The 17,692-nt window shown below is 63.2% G+C and carries 16 protein-coding genes; all 16 read left to right on the top strand.

Going from position 1 to position 17,692, the window contains the following annotated elements; translation table 11 throughout:
• The first annotated feature begins 6 nt into the window (after positions 1-6).
• The gene (gene napF, locus HFC70_RS07035; RefSeq protein WP_246735678.1) at positions 7-486 is read left to right on the top strand and encodes a ferredoxin-type protein NapF; all 480 of its coding nucleotides are present in this window, start codon (positions 7-9) and stop codon (positions 484-486) included.
• On the top strand, positions 479-766 hold the full coding sequence (locus HFC70_RS07030; RefSeq protein WP_168472502.1) for a chaperone NapD: 288 nt from the start codon (positions 479-481) through the stop codon (positions 764-766). Before napF ends, HFC70_RS07030 begins: the two co-directional genes overlap by 8 nt.
• Positions 741-3,245: a periplasmic nitrate reductase subunit alpha gene (gene napA, locus HFC70_RS07025; protein WP_168472501.1), complete on the top strand. Its 2,505-nt coding sequence runs from the start codon at positions 741-743 to the stop codon at positions 3,243-3,245. Before HFC70_RS07030 ends, napA begins: the two co-directional genes overlap by 26 nt.
• The gene (locus HFC70_RS07020) at positions 3,215-3,706 is read left to right on the top strand and encodes a nitrate reductase cytochrome c-type subunit (RefSeq protein WP_168472500.1); all 492 of its coding nucleotides are present in this window, start codon (positions 3,215-3,217) and stop codon (positions 3,704-3,706) included. Before napA ends, HFC70_RS07020 begins: the two co-directional genes overlap by 31 nt.
• 3 nt (positions 3,707-3,709) lie before the next feature.
• On the top strand, positions 3,710-4,414 hold the full coding sequence (locus tag HFC70_RS07015; protein WP_168472499.1) for a cytochrome c3 family protein: 705 nt from the start codon (positions 3,710-3,712) through the stop codon (positions 4,412-4,414).
• 242 nt (positions 4,415-4,656) lie between these two features.
• The gene (locus tag HFC70_RS07010; RefSeq protein ID WP_168472498.1) at positions 4,657-6,870 is read left to right on the top strand and encodes a bifunctional diguanylate cyclase/phosphodiesterase; all 2,214 of its coding nucleotides are present in this window, start codon (positions 4,657-4,659) and stop codon (positions 6,868-6,870) included.
• Positions 6,871-7,054: 184 nt separating this feature from the next.
• A complete protein-coding gene (locus HFC70_RS07005; protein WP_168472497.1) occupies positions 7,055-7,771 on the top strand; it encodes a GntR family transcriptional regulator in 717 nt (238 codons plus the stop codon).
• A gap of 47 nt (positions 7,772-7,818) precedes the next feature.
• Complete coding sequence (locus HFC70_RS07000; RefSeq protein ID WP_168472496.1) at positions 7,819-9,072, top strand: FAD-binding oxidoreductase; 1,254 nt, start codon at positions 7,819-7,821, stop codon at positions 9,070-9,072.
• A 54-nt stretch (positions 9,073-9,126) separates the two neighbouring features.
• Positions 9,127-10,269: a Xaa-Pro peptidase family protein gene (locus HFC70_RS06995; RefSeq protein WP_168472495.1), complete on the top strand. Its 1,143-nt coding sequence runs from the start codon at positions 9,127-9,129 to the stop codon at positions 10,267-10,269.
• 128 nt (positions 10,270-10,397) lie between these two features.
• The gene (locus HFC70_RS06990; RefSeq protein WP_168472494.1) at positions 10,398-11,312 is read left to right on the top strand and encodes a dihydrodipicolinate synthase family protein; all 915 of its coding nucleotides are present in this window, start codon (positions 10,398-10,400) and stop codon (positions 11,310-11,312) included.
• Positions 11,313-11,636: 324 nt separating this feature from the next.
• Positions 11,637-13,187: a multicopper oxidase domain-containing protein gene (locus HFC70_RS06985; protein ID WP_210259161.1), complete on the top strand. Its 1,551-nt coding sequence runs from the start codon at positions 11,637-11,639 to the stop codon at positions 13,185-13,187.
• A gap of 8 nt (positions 13,188-13,195) precedes the next feature.
• A complete protein-coding gene (locus HFC70_RS06980; RefSeq protein WP_210259160.1) occupies positions 13,196-13,501 on the top strand; it encodes a c-type cytochrome in 306 nt (101 codons plus the stop codon).
• Positions 13,498-14,193: a phytochelatin synthase family protein gene (locus HFC70_RS06975; protein WP_168472491.1), complete on the top strand. Its 696-nt coding sequence runs from the start codon at positions 13,498-13,500 to the stop codon at positions 14,191-14,193. Before HFC70_RS06980 ends, HFC70_RS06975 begins: the two co-directional genes overlap by 4 nt.
• A complete protein-coding gene (locus HFC70_RS06970) occupies positions 14,190-14,642 on the top strand; it encodes a hypothetical protein (protein ID WP_168472490.1) in 453 nt (150 codons plus the stop codon). The genes HFC70_RS06975 and HFC70_RS06970 overlap by 4 nt, the downstream gene beginning before the upstream one ends.
• On the top strand, positions 14,642-16,243 hold the full coding sequence (locus HFC70_RS06965; protein WP_168472489.1) for a GMC family oxidoreductase: 1,602 nt from the start codon (positions 14,642-14,644) through the stop codon (positions 16,241-16,243). The genes HFC70_RS06970 and HFC70_RS06965 overlap by 1 nt, the downstream gene beginning before the upstream one ends.
• Before the next feature lie 2 nt (positions 16,244-16,245).
• Positions 16,246-17,673, top strand: a complete 1,428-nt coding sequence (locus HFC70_RS06960; protein WP_168472488.1) for a hypothetical protein — start codon at positions 16,246-16,248, stop codon at positions 17,671-17,673.
• Positions 17,674-17,692 lie beyond the last annotated feature (19 nt).

Genomic DNA, 17,692 nt, shown 5'->3' with positions numbered 1-17,692 from the left:
ACCGTCATGTCGAGGCGCCGTTTTCTGGTCGGGGCGAGAGCCGAGGAGCACTGTCCCATCGCGCCTCCGGGCGCGACCCCGTTGGGCCTTGCCAGTTGTTCCGGCTGCGGCGCCTGCGCCGAGCACTGTCCCACCGGCATCATCAGGCTTGTCGACCGCCGCCCGTCTCTCGACTTTTCGGCCGGCGAATGCCTGTTCTGCGGCAAATGTGCCGATGCCTGTCCTGAGCCCGTCTTTACCGGCGAGCGGCATTTCGCCCATGTGGCCGCGATCGGCAGCCACTGTCTGGCGCAAAATGCGGTTTCCTGCCAATCCTGCGGTGACGTCTGTCCGACCGCCGCCATCCGTTTCCGGCCAAGGCTCGGCGGCCCGTTCACCCCCGATCTCGATGCCTCCGCCTGCAATGGCTGCGGTGCCTGCATTGCGATCTGTCCGGTCTCGGCCATCGACATCCGCCAGCCAAGCCTGGAGGTCGCCCATGCGTGACGCACCGTCCCGACATTACATCTCCAGCGCCGTCGTGCTGACCAGGCCGGCAGCCATGGACGGCGTTGCCGCGCTGATTGCCGGCATGGACGGCGTGGAAGTGCATGCGGCCGTGGGCGGCAAGATCGTCGTGGTGATCGAGGGCGCCAGCAGCGGAATGCTCGGCGACCGGCTGGCCCAGATCTCGGTTCTGGACGGCGTCATGGCGGCCAACATGGTGTTTGAACATATGGAAACAGAGGAGGCGACAGGCCATGACGGACACTCTGACGCGGCGTGAGCTGCTGAAGGCCCATGCCGCCGGCATAGCGGCGGCCACGGCCGGCATCGCCCTGCCGGCGACGGCGCAACCGGTGCCGGGCGGCGTCAGCGCCCTGGAGATCAAGTGGTCGAAGGCGCCCTGTCGGTTCTGCGGCACGGGCTGCGGCGTCATGGTCGGCGTCAAGGAAGGCCAGGTCGTGGCCACCCATGGCGACATGCAGGCAGAGGTCAACCGCGGCCTCAACTGCATCAAAGGCTATTTCCTCTCCAAGATCATGTATGGCGAGGATCGGCTGACCACGCCGCTGCTGCGCAAGCGCAACGGCGCCTATGCCAAGGACGGCGAATTCGAGCCGGTCTCCTGGGACGAGGCCTTCGACGTGATGGCCACCCAGGCCAAGAAGGTGCTGAAGGAGAAGGGACCGACCGCCGTCGGCATGTTCGGCTCCGGCCAGTGGACGATTTTCGAGGGTTATGCGGCCACCAAGCTGCTGCGGGCCGGCTTCCGTTCCAACAATCTCGATCCCAATGCGCGCCACTGCATGGCATCGGCGGCCTATGCCTTCATGCGCACCTTCGGCATGGATGAGCCGATGGGCTGTTACGACGACTTCGAGCATGCGGACGCCTTCGTGCTCTGGGGTTCGAACATGGCCGAGATGCACCCGATCCTGTGGACCCGGCTGGCCGACCGGCGGCTCGGCCACGAGCATGTCAAGGTTGCCGTGCTGTCGACATTTACCCATCGCAGCATGGACCTGGCCGATGTTCCGATCATCTTCAAGCCGGGCACGGACCTGGCGATCCTCAACTACATCGCCAACCACATCATCACGACCGGCCGGGTGAACGAGGAATTCGTCAAGAACCACACGACGTTCATGACCGGTGTCACCGATATCGGCTACGGCCTGCGGCCGGAACATCCCCTGGAAACCGGCGCCGCCAATTCCGCAGATCCGGCCAAGATGGAGCCGAGCGACTTCGAGACCTTCAAGGCACTCGTCTCCGAATACACGCTGGAGAAGACCGCCGAACTGACGGGTGCCGATCCCGGCTTCCTCGAACAGCTGGCCGAGCTCTATGCCGATCCGAACCGCAAGGTCATGTCGCTGTGGACCATGGGCTTCAACCAGCATGTGCGCGGCGTCTGGGCCAACCAGATGGTCTATAACCTGCACCTTTTGACCGGCAAGATTTCAGAACCCGGCAACAGCCCCTTCTCGCTGACCGGCCAACCATCCGCCTGCGGAACGGCCCGCGAAGTCGGCACGTTCGCGCACCGGCTGCCGGCCGACATGGTGGTGACCAATCCCAAGCATCGCGAGCATGCCGAGGAGATCTGGAAGCTGCCCCACGGCCTGCTGCCGGAAAAGCCCGGTTACCACGCCGTTCAGCAGGACCGCATGTTGAAGGACGGCAAGCTCAGTTTCTACTGGGTCCAGTGCAACAACAATATCCAGGCGGCCCCCAATACCAGCAACGAGACCTACCAGGGCTATCGCAACCCGGAGAATTTCATCGTCGTGTCGGATGCCTATCCGACGATCACGGCGATGAGCGCCGACCTGATCCTGCCGGCAGCGATGTGGGTGGAGAAGGAAGGCGCCTATGGCAATGCCGAGCGGCGCACCCATGTCTGGCATCAACTGGTCGATGCGCCCGGCGAGGCCCGCTCGGACCTCTGGCAGCTCGTCGAGTTTTCCAAGCGCTTCACCACCGACGAGGTCTGGCCGGCCGAATTGCTCGACGCCAATCCGACCTATCGCGGCAAGACGCTTTTCGAGGTGCTGTTCAAGAACGGCGAAGTCGACCGCTTCCCGCTGAGCGAGATGGAGCCGGGCTATGAGAACGATGAAGCCAAGGCCTTCGGCTTCTATATTCACAAGGGGCTGTTCGAGGAATATGCCGCCTTCGGACGAGGCCATGGCCACGACCTGGCACCCTATGACCGCTATCATCAGGAGCGCGGACTGCGCTGGCCGGTGGTCGACGGCAAGGAAACCAAATGGCGCTACCGCGAAGGCTACGACCCCTATGTGAAGGCCGGCGAAGGCGTGAAGTTCTATGGCAAGCCCGATGGCCGGGCCGTCATTCTGGCCGTGCCTTACGAGCCACCGGCCGAGAGCCCTGATGAGGACTATGACTTCTGGCTGGTGACCGGCCGGGTGCTGGAGCACTGGCATTCCGGATCGATGACCATGCGCGTGCCGGAGCTCTACAAGGCCTTTCCCGGCGCCCGCTGCTTCATGAATGCCGACGACGCCCGCAAACGCGGCATCAACCAGGGTGCCGAGATCCGCATCGTCTCGCGACGCGGCGAAATACGATCCCGGGTCGAGACCCGCGGCCGCAACCGCATGCCGCCGGGCGTGATCTTCGTACCCTGGTTCGACGCCAGCCAGTTGATCAACAAAGTGACGCTGGACGCTACCGATCCCATCTCCAAACAGACGGATTTCAAAAAATGCGCGGTCAAGATCGTTCCCGTCGCCTGAGCCGGCATCACGGCCGGATAGTGCTCACTCTCGGCATCGCGCTGTTTGCAGGCTCGGTGACCGTGGCGCAGATGGTGCCCGATCTGTCCGGTCCGCCGGACCAGATGGGTGAGGTGAAGGCGGAACCGATGCCCAAATGGATCATCGACGACATCCGCAAGATGCGCGCCTATCCGGACCAGCCGCCGGTCATTCCCCATTCGATCGAGGGTTACCAGCTGTCGGTCAACGCCAATCGCTGTCTCTCCTGCCACAAGCGCGAGTTTACGCAAGGGTCGGGTGCCCCGATGATCAGCGTCACCCATTACATGACGCGGGAAGGGCAGATGCTCGCCGACGTCTCGCCGCGCCGCTATTTCTGCACCGCCTGTCATGTCCCGCAGGCTGATGTGCGCCCGCTTGTCGGCAACACCTTTCGCGACATGAGCGAAATGGGTGTCGAGCACGTGGGAGGCAAATAGGCGATGGACGGAATCAAGCGCTTGCTCTCCTGGGCCTGGAAGATCCTCAGCACGCCGGCGGCTACGCTCAGCCTCGGCTTCCTGACACTCGGCGGCTTCGTCGGCGGCGTCATGTTCTGGGGCGCGTTCAATACCGCTCTCGAGCTGACGAACACCGAAACATTCTGCATCTCGTGCCACGAGATGAAGACCAATGTTTACGAAGAACTCAGCCGCACCGTGCACTTCTCCAACCGTTCGGGCGTGCGGGCCTCCTGCCCCGACTGCCACGTTCCGCACCAATGGACCGACAAGATTGCCCGCAAGATGCAGGCGTCGAAAGAGGTCTGGGGCAAGATCTTCGGCACGATCGACACCCGGCAGAAGTTCCTCGATCTGCGGCTCGAGCTCGCCCAGCACGAATGGGCGAGACTGAAAGCCAATGACAGCCAGGAATGCCGCAACTGCCATTCCTCGGCAGCCATGGATTTTTCAAAGCAGACAGTTCGGGCGGCGGAAATCCACGGCCGCTATCTGGTCAGCGGCCAGGCGACCTGCATCGATTGCCACAAGGGCATCGCCCATGAATTGCCGAACATGCAGGGCATCGATCCCGGCTGGAAGGTGCCGCCGGGCCTCGAAGGCGAGCCCCTGCCCCAGGCCAATGCGATCGACGACCTGAAGCGTGCCGTTGCCGACGTCCATTACGGCGTGGATATGGATCTTTAGAAAACGAGGTCCTGCGACCTCTGCGAATGAGCAGAGGTCACAGGACCTCGCTTATTGCCGTCGCTCCTAGATCGCCCCCGGGACCGCGCAACGCAAGTCCGGCGGGACGAAACAATTGAGATATTAATAATATATTAGATGAGCCGGGCTACAATTCCTCCAAGCAGTGCCTAGCGGACATCATCACTTCCTGCAGTTCCCGGCCCTGGAACAGATCATTTCGATGGGAGGGGATTCCACCGATGCATAAAGGCGCTGTATCGACAGCCCGACACCGGCAGTTGCTGGTCGCAATCGTCGCGATCGTCTTTATTGCCGTTGCATCCGTATTGGCAGGTCTGGTGGCCGGGTCGATCGGCACGATCACTTCGACTGCCGACAGGATCGACGATAGGCGTGCCACCCATGCCGCCGCCAGTGCCCTGCAAGCGCTTCGCAAGCAGCTCGGCGCCACCGTGCGCGACAATGCCTATTGGGACGAGGCGTTCGCGCAAGTCAGTTCCGATGCGCGCGTGGAATGGACCTATGAAAACTGGGGCTCGACCTCCGCCGACTACCCGCTCTACGACACGGCCATCGTCGTCGACGGGCACGATCAGCCGATCATCGCCTATCGCAACGGCGAGCCCATGGAGATTTCTCCCGACCAGTTCTTCGATGGATTCGACGCCCTCTTGAAAGCGGCCCGCCAGACAAGCACTGCCGATGCTGTTCCGGTGCATTTCGTCCGCTCTCTGGCCGGCACGGCGCTGATCGGCGCGGCGATGATCCAGCCCAGCACGATCGATCCTGCCATGAAGCCGGATGCATTCGGCGTGCTGGTGTTTGCCAAGCACATCACTCCGGATGTCGTTGCCGAGGTGTCGGAAAGCTTCAATATCGCCGGCCTCAGCCTCGATCCACTTCCCGTTCCCGGCCGCCTCTCTGCCGCATTGCAGGACGTGTCCGGCAAGGAGGTCGCGGTTTTCAACTGGCCGTCCGAGGCACCTGGCACAAAGAGCTATGCAATGGTCGACAAGAACCTGCGCATGGCCGGCATCATTTTGGTCCTGTTCCTTTGCGGAATCGGTCTGGTCGGAGGCGTCACCATTCGCAATCTGCAAGCCAGCGAAAGTCGCGCGCGTCATCGCTCCCTGCACGATTCGCTGACCGGCCTGCTCAATCGCGCCGGTCTGATCGAAAGCGTCACCGGTGCTTTGGCCAGGGCCAAGGCTAACGGCTCGACCGTTGTCCTCCACTTCATCGATCTCGATGGCTTCAAGGGCGTCAATGACGCCTGGGGCCATGCGGTCGGCGACGAGCTGATTGTCGAGGTTGCCCGGCGCCTCAAGGAGACCATGCCCGAGGATGCCTTCAGCGCAAGGCTCGGCGGCGACGAATTTGCGGTCGTCACCGTCGAGGACCCGCACCAGAGGCAAAGAACCGACATCGGCCAGGACATTCAGGCAGCCTTGGCCAGCGTTTTCGAAATCAGCGGACGCACGATCGAGATCGGCGGCAGCGTCGGCGTGGCCTTGTCCCCGTCAGGTTCGGTGGAGACCGGAGAACTGATCCGGCGCGCCGACGTGGCGCTCTATCGCGCCAAGGATCTCGGCCGCGGCGTCACGGTAGCGTTCGAGGACAGCTTCGACGACGAGTCCAGCCGGCAGGCGGATCTGGAAGTGAAATTGCGCGCTGCCTTGTCGAACGGCAGTATCGACGTCTCCTTCCAGCCGTTCGTCGATGCGAAGTCGGGGGCGATCAGTGGCGTGGAATCACTGGCCCGGTGGGTGACGGAAACGGGCGTCACCATATCACCCGAGGTCTTCATCCCGGTGGCCGAACGCTCCGGCCTGATCGACATTCTGGGCCTGCAGATCCTGAGGAAGTCTCTGGAGGCGGCAGTCGCGTGGCCGGATATCACGCTTGGCGTCAATGTCTCGCCGCTTCAACTCAAGAACCCGCGCTTCGTGGCGCAGGTGAAAAGTGTCCTTCAGGCAACGGGGTTCGACCCCAGTCGCCTCAGCATCGAGTTGACCGAAGGCGTGCTGATTTCCAATCCCGACCAGGCGCGCCGCGCCATCGACGGCCTCAAGGCGGCGGGCATCAAGATCGCCCTTGACGATTTCGGCGCGGGTTTTGCCAGCATCGGAACGCTGCGGCAATTCGGTTTCGATCGCATGAAGGTCGATCGATCGCTGATCGTCGCCCTCGATCACGACCAGAACGCCGGCGCTGTGCTGCAGGCGACCATCGCCCTGGCCGTGGCATTCGACATTCCCGTCACGGCGGAAGGCATCGAGACGGAAGAACAGGCAATGGCCGTGCGGTTGTCCGGCTGCGACGCGCTGCAGGGGTTCCTGTTCAGCCGACCGATCAGCGCGCAAGAGGTGACCGCTCTCTATTTCGTCGACCGAGAGCAGCCGGCCAGCCTCCATAGGTCTCGAAAAGCCGTTCCGCAGTCGGCTCGAGGCTGACCGGTCGACCAACGACAGCAAACCCGGTTCCATTCGCTGCGCCTGCACCGGATGAGCGACACTTGGTGGTTTGCCTTTGCTCATGGGCCAGTGGCCTCGTATGCCTTTCCGTCGCAGATCAGAGATTCCTGTCGACATATTGCATGCATTTTTGTACCACCCTATCACAGGATAGGGTTCGACCATGGATCACAGTGAAGACAACAAGAGCGATGCCGGGCGGCCCCGCGGTTCAGGGACACAGAGTGTCTATGCGGCGCTGCGGCGCGAAATTCTGGGGATGACGCTCGATCCAGGCAGCCCGCTCGATGAGGTCCGCCTGTCCGAGCGTTTCGGCATGTCGCGCACGCCGATCCGCGAGGCTTTGCTGCGGCTCGCCTCCGAAGGCCTCGTGACGACGCTTCCGAACCGCAATACCATCGTCTCCACGATCGACTTTGCCGAACTGCCGCCCTATTTCGACGCGTTGACACTGATGTACCGCGTGACGACGCGGGCTGCGGCGTCGCGACGGAATCCGGCCAAGATGGAAGAAATCCGGCGCCATCAGCGCGATTTCTCGGCCGCGGTGGAAGCCCAGGACGCCTATGCGATGATCGAAGCCAATCGCGAATTTCACGTGTCGATCGCCGAACTTGGCGGCAATCCCTATTATACCAGCTTCTTTGCCCGCCTGCTCGACGAGGGCCGACGCATCCTGCGCCTCTATTATTCGACGTTCGACGACCGGCTGCCGCGGCAATATGTCGACGAGCATGAGGCAATGATCGCCGCCATCGAAGCCGGCGACATCGAGAAGGCAGACCGGCTGGCAATCGATCACGCGGCGCAGATCGTACGCCAGATTCAGGAATACATTGCAAGGGACGTCAACAAGGCGGCTCTTCTGACGGGGCTGTGATTGCCCCTCGAACTCAACTGCAGAAACGTCATGTCCAGGAGCAAACGATGAGCGTGGCCGGAAAATGTGATGTGGTGGTGATCGGTGCCGGCATCATTGGCGCGATGTCCGCGCTTTATCTTCAGGCGGACGGCCGATCAGTCACCCTGCTGGAGCGCGGCGATGTGGCGCGCGGCGCGAGCCAAGGCAATGCCGGCATTCTCGCCTTTCCTGAGATCATCCCGATCCCCGCCCCCGGCATCATGAAAAAGGCGCCACGCTGGCTGATCGATCCGCTCGGTCCGCTGAGCATTCCGCCAGCCTACGCTTTGCGGATCGCGCCCTGGCTGTGGCGGTTCTGGCGCGCCAGCTCGCCGCAGGCCTTCCGGCATGGGTTGAAGGTCCAGACCGCGATGATGCAGCTTGCGGCCGCCGAGATGCAGCGCATCGCGCAGATGCCGGAGCTTTCCGGCTTCATTTCGAACACCGGCACGCTCGACCTTTACGACAGCGAGGCCAGTTTCAACGCCGCAAGCCATGACTGGCAGGAAAAGGCCAAGGCGGGCTTCCAGTTTTCCCGCGTCGGTCGCGCCGAGATCGAGCAATTGCAGCCCGGCCTTGCCCCGCAGTTTCGCCATGCCATGTATACGCCCGGCGGTCTGCAGGTCTCAGACCCTTACGAATTCACCAAGGCAATCGCCGATCTTGCCGCCAGCCGCGGTGTCGAGATCCGCAAGGGCGAAGCGGTTCGCGTCGAGCCGGCCGGTGACGGCGCCATCGTGACGCTTTCCGGCGGCGAAAGGCTGGACGCGGCCAGGGTTGTCATTGCCGGCGGCGCCTGGTCGAAGACGCTGTCGAGCGGTCTGGGCGACCGCCTGCCGCTGGAAACCGAGCGGGGCTACAACACCACCCTGCCGCGCCAGTCCTTCAATCTCACCCGGCAGCTCTACTTCAACGACCATGGCTTCGTCGCCACGCCACTGTCGAGCGGTATCCGGGTGGGCGGCGCCGTGGAACTGGGCGGGCTCGACCTGCCCCCCAATTACCGCCGCTCGGAGGCGCTGCTCGCCAAGGCGAGCCGGTTCCTGCCGGATCTGAAGACCGAAGGCGGCACCCAGTGGATGGGCTTCCGCCCGTCCATGCCCGATTGCCTGCCGGTGATCGGATCGTCCAAAGCAAGCGCCGCGGTCGTCTACGCCTTCGGTCACGGCCATCTGGGGCTGACCCAATCGGCAGCCACCGGACGGCTGGTCAGCGATCTGGTCTGCGGCCGCAGCCCGGCCATATCCGTCGAGCCGTTTCGACCTGGACGCTTTGCCTGAACCGGACTTCTATTCTTTCAATCCGCATGACGCCCAACCTTCAGGACACCCGCAATGCCCTTCAAGACCTTGCCCGCTTTCATCACCGATGCCGAAAGGCTGTCTCGGCTCTCCCACCTGCGGGCGGGCATGGAGGCTGACGGCTGCGCGAGCGTACTGCTCGGATCGTCGGAGAGCTTGCGCTATTTCACCGGCCTTGTCTGGCACCAGAGCGAGCGCCTGCTCGGCGCGCTGATCACGCCGTCGGGGCTCACCTATATCGTGCCCGCGTTTGAACAGAGCCGCGTCGAAACCCTGCCGCATCTTGCCGGCGAGATCGTCACCTGGGAAGAGGAAGAGAACCCGGCGGCGCTGGTCGCATCACTGCTTGGACCAAGGGGCACGCTTGCCCTTGACGACGCCCTGCCGCTGTTCCTCTATCATCGGCTGGCATCAGCCTTCGGTGTGGAACGGCTTCGCGATGGCGGGCCGCTGATCAGCAGCTTGCGGCAGCGCAAGTCGCCAGCCGAGATCGCCATCATCCAGTATGCGATGGACCTGACGCTGGAGGTGCAGAAACGCGCCCATGCCCTGATGACACCCGGCATCCGCGCTTCCGACGTCGTGCGTTATATCGACGAGCAGCACGTTGCGCTCGGCGCGCAAGCGGGTTCAACCTTCTGCATCGTTTCCTTCGGCACGGCCACTTCGCTGCCACATGGCGCGGACGGCGATCAGGTCCTGGCGCCGGGCGATGTCATCCTCGTCGACACCGGCACCCGCATCGACGGCTATCATTCGGATCTGACCAGGACCTATGTGCTCGACGAGCCAGAAGCCGGTTTTGCGCGCGCCTGGGCCATCGAGCGGACTGCGCAGCAGGCGGTTTTCGATGCTGCGATCTTGGGTGCGCCCTGCCACAGCCTTGATGACGCCGCCCGCGATGTGCTGGGCAGACATGGGGTTGGCCCCGACTACCGCCTTCCCGGCCTGCCGCACCGCGCCGGCCACGGCCTGGGGCTGGAGATCCACGAACACCCCTATATCGTGCGCGGCAATACCACGCCGCTGGCGCAAGGCATGTGCTTTTCCAATGAACCCATGCTGGTCTATCCCGGCCGCTTCGGCATCCGACTCGAGGACCACATCCACATGACTGAGACCGGGGCGGCATGGTTCACGCAGCCAGCCAAGGGCCCCGCCGAGCCTTTTGCCTGAGCGATCCGGATCTCTTGAGCAGGACCACCGCCGTTTGAAAATGGGGGATCGATCAGAGCCTTCATGTGCTCTTGATTTCTGTCGACAGTTTGTATATTAAATAATTCATGCAATCAAAGGAGCAAGAGATGAGCACAGGTTGGCACGGCGTTTTCCCGGCAGTTACCACGCAGTTCCGTGAAGACATGTCGGTGGATATCGACGATACGCAGCGTGTTCAGGATGCGCTGGTAAAGGATGGGGTCAACGGCCTGATCGTCATGGGCACCTGCGGCGAAAACAATTCGCTGGATCCGGAGGAAAAACGCACGATCCTCAAGGCCGCCGTCGAGGTCGTTGCCGGCCGCGTCCCGGTGATCACAGGCGTTTCGGAATTCGACACGCGCCGCGCCATCGCCTATGCCAAGGACGCCGAAAAGCTCGGCGCCGACGGCCTGATGCTTCTGCCGGCCATGGTCTATGTCCCGAAGCCCGAAGAACTGATCGCGCATTTCAAGTCCGTTGCCGAGGCAACGTCTTTGCCGATCATGCTCTACAACAACCCGCCGGCCTACCGCGTCAACATTGGCTATGATGTCCTGCAGGCCCTGGAAGGCGTTGCCAATATCAAGGCCGTCAAGGAAAGCGCGCCGGATCCACGTCGCTTCACCGACCTTTTCAACGTCTTCGGCGATCGCTTCGAGCTGTTTGCCGGTCTCGATGACGTGGCGCTTGAGGGCCTGATGCTGGGTGCCAAGGGCTGGGTCTCCGGCCTGACCAGCGCCTTCCCCGAGGAATCCGTGCAGCTGGTTGCCGCCGCCGACCGCGGCGACTGGGAAGAAGCCCGCCGCATCTACCGCTGGTTCATGCCGCTGCTGCATCTCGACGCCGAGCACGACCTCGTCCAGTCGATCAAGCTGGCCGAACAGATCATGGGCCGCGGCTCGGAGCGGGTCCGCATGCCGCGCATGCCATTGACAGGCGCACGCCGCGCCGAAGTCACGGCAATGGTCGAAAAGGCCGCGGCAACCCGGCCCTCGCTCACCAAGGCCCGGGCAGCCTGAAAAGGCAGGCACAAGTCTTCAGGTATGGTTTTCTGCGCCCCGCCCTTGCGGGACGCAGCTTTATTGCGAGCAACCGAAGAATTGCGTGAGGCCGCCATAGTGCGCCTTGCCGGTTCTGACTTTTTTTGATTGTCACAAATAAAAGCAGATCTCACTCGTCTGCTGTTAATCGTCCTCTTACATTAAAGAGACTACCGTCTTCTCCATATGCTAAATTGAATGCGAATAGTTCTGATTCGCACTCCACTTTAGGTCGATATTTTACGCATGCCGTCAGCAGCCGTGCTTACGCACTTTTGCGCGGCATGCTTGAGGAGAAGCAGCGTGGTTTCCCATTCTTACCTGTCGCGCCGGAACTTCCTGAAACAGTCCATCGGCACCGCCACCATCGGCGGCGGGCTGGTCCTCTGTCCCTGGACGACGGCCGGTGCCGCCACGGCCAAGACGACGCCGGCCGCCTCTCCGCTCGGCATTGCCGATGACCTTGCCAATCCGAGTGAAGTGCATTCGGTCGACGGACGGCTGCGCACCCGATTGTTCATGTCGATCGCCGACGTCCTTCTGCCGAGCGGACCGGCCAAGCTGCGCATCTTCAACGAGAGCCTGCCTGCCCCCACCCTGCGGCTGAAAGCGGGCGACACGCTGGAGATCGCCTTCGAAAACCGCATGCCGGAAAATCCGGACACCACGGCCATGGTGCTCAACGTCCCCAATCGCTTCAACACCACCAACGTGCACTATCACGGCTTCCACGTCAGCCCGCGCGGCAACAGCGACAATGTCTATCTGCAGATCGAACCGGGCCACCACTTCAATTATGTCGTGCGCATCCCGGAAGACCACCCAGCCGGAAACTACTGGTACCATCCGCACCGCCACGGCTCGGTCTCGGCACAGGTCGCCTCGGGTGCCGCCGGCATGGCGATCATCGGCGGCGCGCTGGACACGGTGCCCGAAGTGGCCGCCGCGGTCGAACGCGTCATGGTCCTGCAGGCGCCGATCCCTGGCGTCGATGGCGTTCTGGCGACCGAAGATCCGATCTGGCCGCCGCTCAACGGCGAACGCAATTTCCTGATCAACGGTGCCTATCGCCCGCGGATCTACATGCGCGAGGGCGAGGTCCAGCATTGGCGCGTCCTGCATGCCGGCGATGCGCAGTTCCTGCCGCTGACGGCCGAAGGGCTGGAACTCTATGAAATCGGCCGCGACGGCAATCCGCTGCCGAGGGCCGAGATCGTCGACACGGTCGACCTGGCGCCCGGCAACCGCGTCAATCTTCTGGTCAAGGCGACAAAGCCGGGCACCTACCAGCTGCTGCGGCCGGCCTTCAACCAGGGCAAGCAGCCGCTGGACGAGATCATGCTGGCCGATATCGTCGTCATTCCGGCCAATGACAGCCGCGTTGCGGCGGGCAAGCCCTTCGGACGGGACATTCCGGCCGGCGACCTGCCGAAGAACAGGATCCTCACCGACATCGCCGACAGCGAGATCACCATGCAGCGCAAGTTCGTGCTGGGCATGTCGGAGGTCAAGGGTTTCTTCAAGGACACCGAGTTCACGATCAACAGCCAGCCCTTCGACCCGCGGCGCGACGACGTGACGGCCAAGCTCGGCGCGGTCGAGGAATGGACGCTGGTCAACACCACGCCCTATCCGCATCCGCTGCATATCCACGTCAATCCGTTCCAGCTGATGGATTCCAACGGCGTCCCGGACCCGCGCAAGCCGTGGCTCGACACGGTGGCGGTGCCGGCGTCCGGCACGGTCCGCTTCCGCACGCGATTTACCGATTTCGCCGGACGCTACGTCATGCACTGCCACATCCTGCCGCACGAGGACACCGGCATGATGATCAATGTCAACATCGAGGCTTAGGGATGTCCATGCGCGCTTTGGTGCTAGCAGCCATTCTGACCGCGGGATGGGTCGGCGCGCCGGCGATCGCCGATGACGCAATGCCGCCGCTTGGCGCGCAATGTCTGTCCTGCCATGGATCGGATGGCCGTCCGGCACTGGCCGACCTGCCGATCATCGCCGGCCAGCAGCCGCTTTATCTCGCTAATGCCCTGAAGGCCTATCGCGACGGCAAGCGTGCCGCGGGACAGGCCATGGTCATGCATGAAATCGTCAAGAACACCACAGACGCTGAGATCGAAGCTCTGGCGCAGTGGTTCGGAGGCCAACAATGACTGTAACCCGGACCTTGATCACCTTGGCCGCCATGATGATGGCGTCAGTATCCCCCGCCCGCGCCGATACGCTGATCTACATCACAGACCCGGCAGGCGAAACGCTGTTTGCCGAGGCCGACGAGACCTCGCCCTATTTCAAGCTGGCGACCTATCTCGAAAGCGAGCAGATCCTCACCTTCTGCGGCCCGGCAACCATCGCCGCCGTGCTCAACAGCCTCGACATCCCCCGTCCCGTGCCGCAGCGGCTGTTTCCCTGGGGCCTGTTTACCCAGGACGCCGTGTTCACGCCGGAAAACCAGGCGGTGAAACCCTATCCCATGGTCGAGCGCGACGGGCTGGTGCTCGAACAACTCGTGCAGTTCTTCAACAATCTCGGCGTCAAGGCCGAACTCCACCATGCCGACAGCATTGACGTCGCCGCCCTGCGGGAGCTGATCAAGGCCGGGCTCGCTGCCCCCGACACGCGCCTGGTCGCCAATTATTCCCGCAAGCCGATCGGCCAGAACGGCGATGGCCATATTTCGCCGATCGCCGCCTATGACGTCGAGACCGACCGCGTCCTGGTGCTGGATGTCGCCAAGTACAAATATCCGCCGGTCTGGATGACGGTCGCCGATCTCCATGCGGCGATGAACACCATCGACAGCGGATCGAACAAGACCCGCGGCATTGTCGTGGTGACCAAATGAAGCTGTCGCGCCGCGCCTTTCTGGCCGCAATCCCGCTGGCACCGACCGCGGCCGAGGCCTATGGGCTGGGGTCCGGCTCGCTCGCCTTCGATAACGTCGTCCGGCAGATCGGCGGCGTCGGCGACGTCTCGTCCTATCTGCTTTCCGCGGTCGACCGGGAATTCGTTGCGACCTACGGCACGGCTGCGCAAGCAACCTTCACCCACGCTCTGGTCGGCGGGGCACTGGACGCAAGGGTCGCTGCGGCATCCGATGAGATCAAGGGTCAGGTCGCCTTTGTTGCCAAGCTGCTCTACACCGGCGAGGTGACCAGGGACGGCGTGACGACGACTGCCTATTATCCCTGGTGTCTGGCCTGGGCATCGCTGACATTTGCCACGGCGCCGGGCCTGTGCGGCGGGCCGGCCTTCGGTCATTGGCAGAACGCCCCACTGCCGGGGCAGATGTGATGCGCGCCAAGGTCGTCATCATCGGATCCGGAATGGCCGGCGCGCATCTGGCCTACAGCCTTGCCCAGAAGGGCGTCGATGTCCTGGTGCTGGAGGCCGGCCCGCGCCGCAGCCGCGCCGACAATCTCAAGACCTTCTACGACAATCCGGTCAAGGGTCCGCAATCGCCCTATCCAAGCGTTGCTTCCGCACCCCATCCGGAAGACCAGACCTACGACGATTTCTATGTGCAGGCCGGACCGGATCGTTTCATCGGTGCCTATCTGCGGCTCTACGGCGGCACGAGCTGGCACTGGACCGGATTTGCCGATCGTCTGCGTCCGGTCGATTTCAAGATGAAGTCGACCTATGGCGTGGCCGAGGACTGGCCGATCGACTACGATCTGGTCGTCCCCTATTACAAGCAGGCCGAACAGCGCTGGGGCGTATCCGGCGATCCCAATTTCACCTGGGGCGCGCCGCGCGACAGCGCCTACCAGATGCCGCCGATCCCGATGAGCTACATGGATCGCCAGGTGGAGAAGGCGCTGACCACGCTCGGGCTGACGGCCGGACCGTTTTCCCACGCTCGCAATTCCGAGCTGTTCGACAACCGTGCGGTCTGCTGCGGCAACAATACCTGCGTGCCGATCTGTCCGATCGGCGCCAAATACGACGCCTCCGTGCATGCCGAGAAGGCCGAGCAGGCCGGCGCCCGCATCGTCACCGATGCGCTCGTCACCTTCATCGAGATCGGCCCGGACAGCCAGGTCAAACGCGTCAAGGTGCGCCGCCCCGATGGCGAGAGCTTCTGGGTCGAAGGCGATGTCTTCGCGCTGTGCTGCCATGCCATCGAGAACCCGCGCCTGCTGCTCAATTCCGCACAGGAAGGGGCTGCCAACGGCGTTGCCAATTCCAGCGGCGATGTCGGCCGCTATCTGCTGACCCAGGCCAACCAGGATTGCTGGGGCCTGACGCCGGAACCGGTCTTCCCCTATCGCGGCCCCCAGCAGACCGGCGGCCTGATCGAGATGCGCGACGGCCCGTTCCGCACGGAACGGGCGGCGATCGGCACCTCCTTCATGAACAGCGGCTGGTCGGGCAATTCGGACGCCACCAGCCTGGCCAAGACGCTGATTGCGCAGGGCGTGTTCGGACAGGAACTGTCGCGCCGCATCAACGACACGGTGTCGCGGCATCTGCGCCTCAACTCTTCGGCGGAAGTGCTTCCCGACCGCGACAACCGCATCGAGCTCGCCGATATCCGCGACAGCGCCGGTATCCCCAAGCCCAAGATCACTTTCCGCATGGACGACTATACCAAGGCCGGCATCGCGGCCGGCCTTGAGGTCAACCGGCAGATCTTTGCCGCCATGGGCGCAACGCAGGTCCAGTCCAACGATCCCTATCTCTCCAACGCAATCATTGCCGGCACCACCCGCATGGGCATCGATCCGAAGACCTCGGTCGTCGATCGCGACCTGGTGTCCCACGATCACCGCAATCTCTACATTCTCGGGTCGAGCAGCCATGTGACCGCCCCAGTCAACGCCCCTTCCCTGACGATCGCCGCCCTTGCCATCCGGGCCGCCGATCGGATCATGGCGAACCTGCAGGACTAGACGTGAAACAGTTCCTTGTACTCCAGACGCTCATCCTGGCCCTCTTCGTTCTGCTCGGCAACGGCATCCGGTCGATCGGCACCATGTCGGTCTCGGTGTCCCAGGGCGAGTTTGCCAGTTTTCTCGACATATCGGTCGAGAAGACGGACGTGCTGGTCGAGGTGCTGCTGGGCGGCGCGGTGATTGCACTCGCGCTGGCGCCCTTCGCGATTTCCGTGACAACGGCGCGGCGGGTCGCCGTCTGGGCGGCCTGTTTCGCATCGCTATGCTATGCCATTGTCGGCATCACCATGCATATCGACCCGGCGCTCGATCTGCGTGAGATCGTGGTGATCGCCAGCTTCGCGCTTGGCGGCTTTTCGGTGGCCTTCTTTGCTCCGCTCGCCCAGCTGTCGATTTCGCTGGCCGACAGCGAGCGCAAGCGGGCCGTGCTGATGACGGTGTGGACAGCGGCCCAGCCGATCGCCTTCCTGATCGCGCCGCAACTGGTGCGCTATGTCGCCTTCGATATCGGCATCGGCAATTACTTCCTGCTGCTGGCCGCCCTGCCGCTGATTTTCCTGGCCATCGTGCCGTTGGTCTTCGACGGCAAGCCCGTCGAGCCGCCAGTGACCGAGTCCGGCGCGACGCCGTGGAAGCCGGTTGTCGTTTTCATCCTGGCCGTCATCGCCTTTGAGGCCTGGACCACGGCCAATACCTTTGCCGGGATCGACAGCGTGGTCAGCCTGTCGCTGATGGCGCTGTTCGTGGCTGTCGCGGCCTATATGGTGTCGCAGCGGCGCAAATGGATCCCGCCAGGCACCGCCCTGCCCTCCACGGCGATCTTCCTGCTGATCGTGCTGTTCATCCTGCAGATCCCAACGACGGGGCTTTACGACACGGCCTATCTGGTGCGCCATCTCTGCTCCTCGGAGCTGATCACCAATCGCGCCACGATCGGGGCGGGTTGCCAGGTGCTTGCGGTCTTCGCCACGGGTGCGGCGCTAGCGCGCCGGCCCTCGATTGGCCCGACGCTGCTGGGGCTTTCGGTGCCGCTGCTGCTGGCCGGCACTGTCGCAACGGTCTTCTATCGCTACCAGGGCGCCGAGGTCGGTCTTTTCTACACCTCGAAGATCGTCTCTGCGATCGGTATGGGCATGGCGACCACGGTGATCGTCGGATCGGTGATTGCCGCCAGCGGCGGCAACAAATTCGTCATGCTGGCCCCCGCCTTCATCATCATGTTCGGCACCGAGGTCGGCATCGAGATCCTGGAAATCGTCTTCCAATCCGCCAAGCTGTCGGGCCTCGACGAGACCACGGCCTATCAGGCGGTCTTCCTGGCCCAGGTCGTCGCCGTTCTGCTGGCGCTCGGATTGCTGATCCAGCGGCTTGGCACCCATGTCGCCACGCGTCGGCTCGGCACCAATCCTTCCCTGCCGACGCCCTAAACCGGTCGGTCGGCATCCG

The organism is Agrobacterium sp. a22-2 (genome assembly GCF_012276985.1).
Classification (GTDB): domain Bacteria; phylum Pseudomonadota; class Alphaproteobacteria; order Rhizobiales; family Rhizobiaceae; genus Allorhizobium.
This window is presented reverse-complemented; position numbering and strand designations above follow the sequence as displayed.

Coding starts and splice junctions, on each gene's coding strand:
- napF (WP_246735678.1), top strand. CDS start 7: ATGTCGAGGCGCCGTTTTCTGGTCGGGGCGAGAGCCGAGGAGCACTGT.
- HFC70_RS07030 (WP_168472502.1), top strand. CDS start 479: ATGCGTGACGCACCGTCCCGACATTACATCTCCAGCGCCGTCGTGCTG.
- napA (WP_168472501.1), top strand. CDS start 741: ATGACGGACACTCTGACGCGGCGTGAGCTGCTGAAGGCCCATGCCGCC.
- HFC70_RS07020 (WP_168472500.1), top strand. CDS start 3,215: ATGCGCGGTCAAGATCGTTCCCGTCGCCTGAGCCGGCATCACGGCCGG.
- HFC70_RS07015 (WP_168472499.1), top strand. CDS start 3,710: ATGGACGGAATCAAGCGCTTGCTCTCCTGGGCCTGGAAGATCCTCAGC.
- HFC70_RS07010 (WP_168472498.1), top strand. CDS start 4,657: ATGCATAAAGGCGCTGTATCGACAGCCCGACACCGGCAGTTGCTGGTC.
- HFC70_RS07005 (WP_168472497.1), top strand. CDS start 7,055: ATGGATCACAGTGAAGACAACAAGAGCGATGCCGGGCGGCCCCGCGGT.
- HFC70_RS07000 (WP_168472496.1), top strand. CDS start 7,819: ATGAGCGTGGCCGGAAAATGTGATGTGGTGGTGATCGGTGCCGGCATC.
- HFC70_RS06995 (WP_168472495.1), top strand. CDS start 9,127: ATGCCCTTCAAGACCTTGCCCGCTTTCATCACCGATGCCGAAAGGCTG.
- HFC70_RS06990 (WP_168472494.1), top strand. CDS start 10,398: ATGAGCACAGGTTGGCACGGCGTTTTCCCGGCAGTTACCACGCAGTTC.
- HFC70_RS06980 (WP_210259160.1), top strand. CDS start 13,196: ATGCGCGCTTTGGTGCTAGCAGCCATTCTGACCGCGGGATGGGTCGGC.
- HFC70_RS06975 (WP_168472491.1), top strand. CDS start 13,498: ATGACTGTAACCCGGACCTTGATCACCTTGGCCGCCATGATGATGGCG.
- HFC70_RS06970 (WP_168472490.1), top strand. CDS start 14,190: ATGAAGCTGTCGCGCCGCGCCTTTCTGGCCGCAATCCCGCTGGCACCG.
- HFC70_RS06965 (WP_168472489.1), top strand. CDS start 14,642: ATGCGCGCCAAGGTCGTCATCATCGGATCCGGAATGGCCGGCGCGCAT.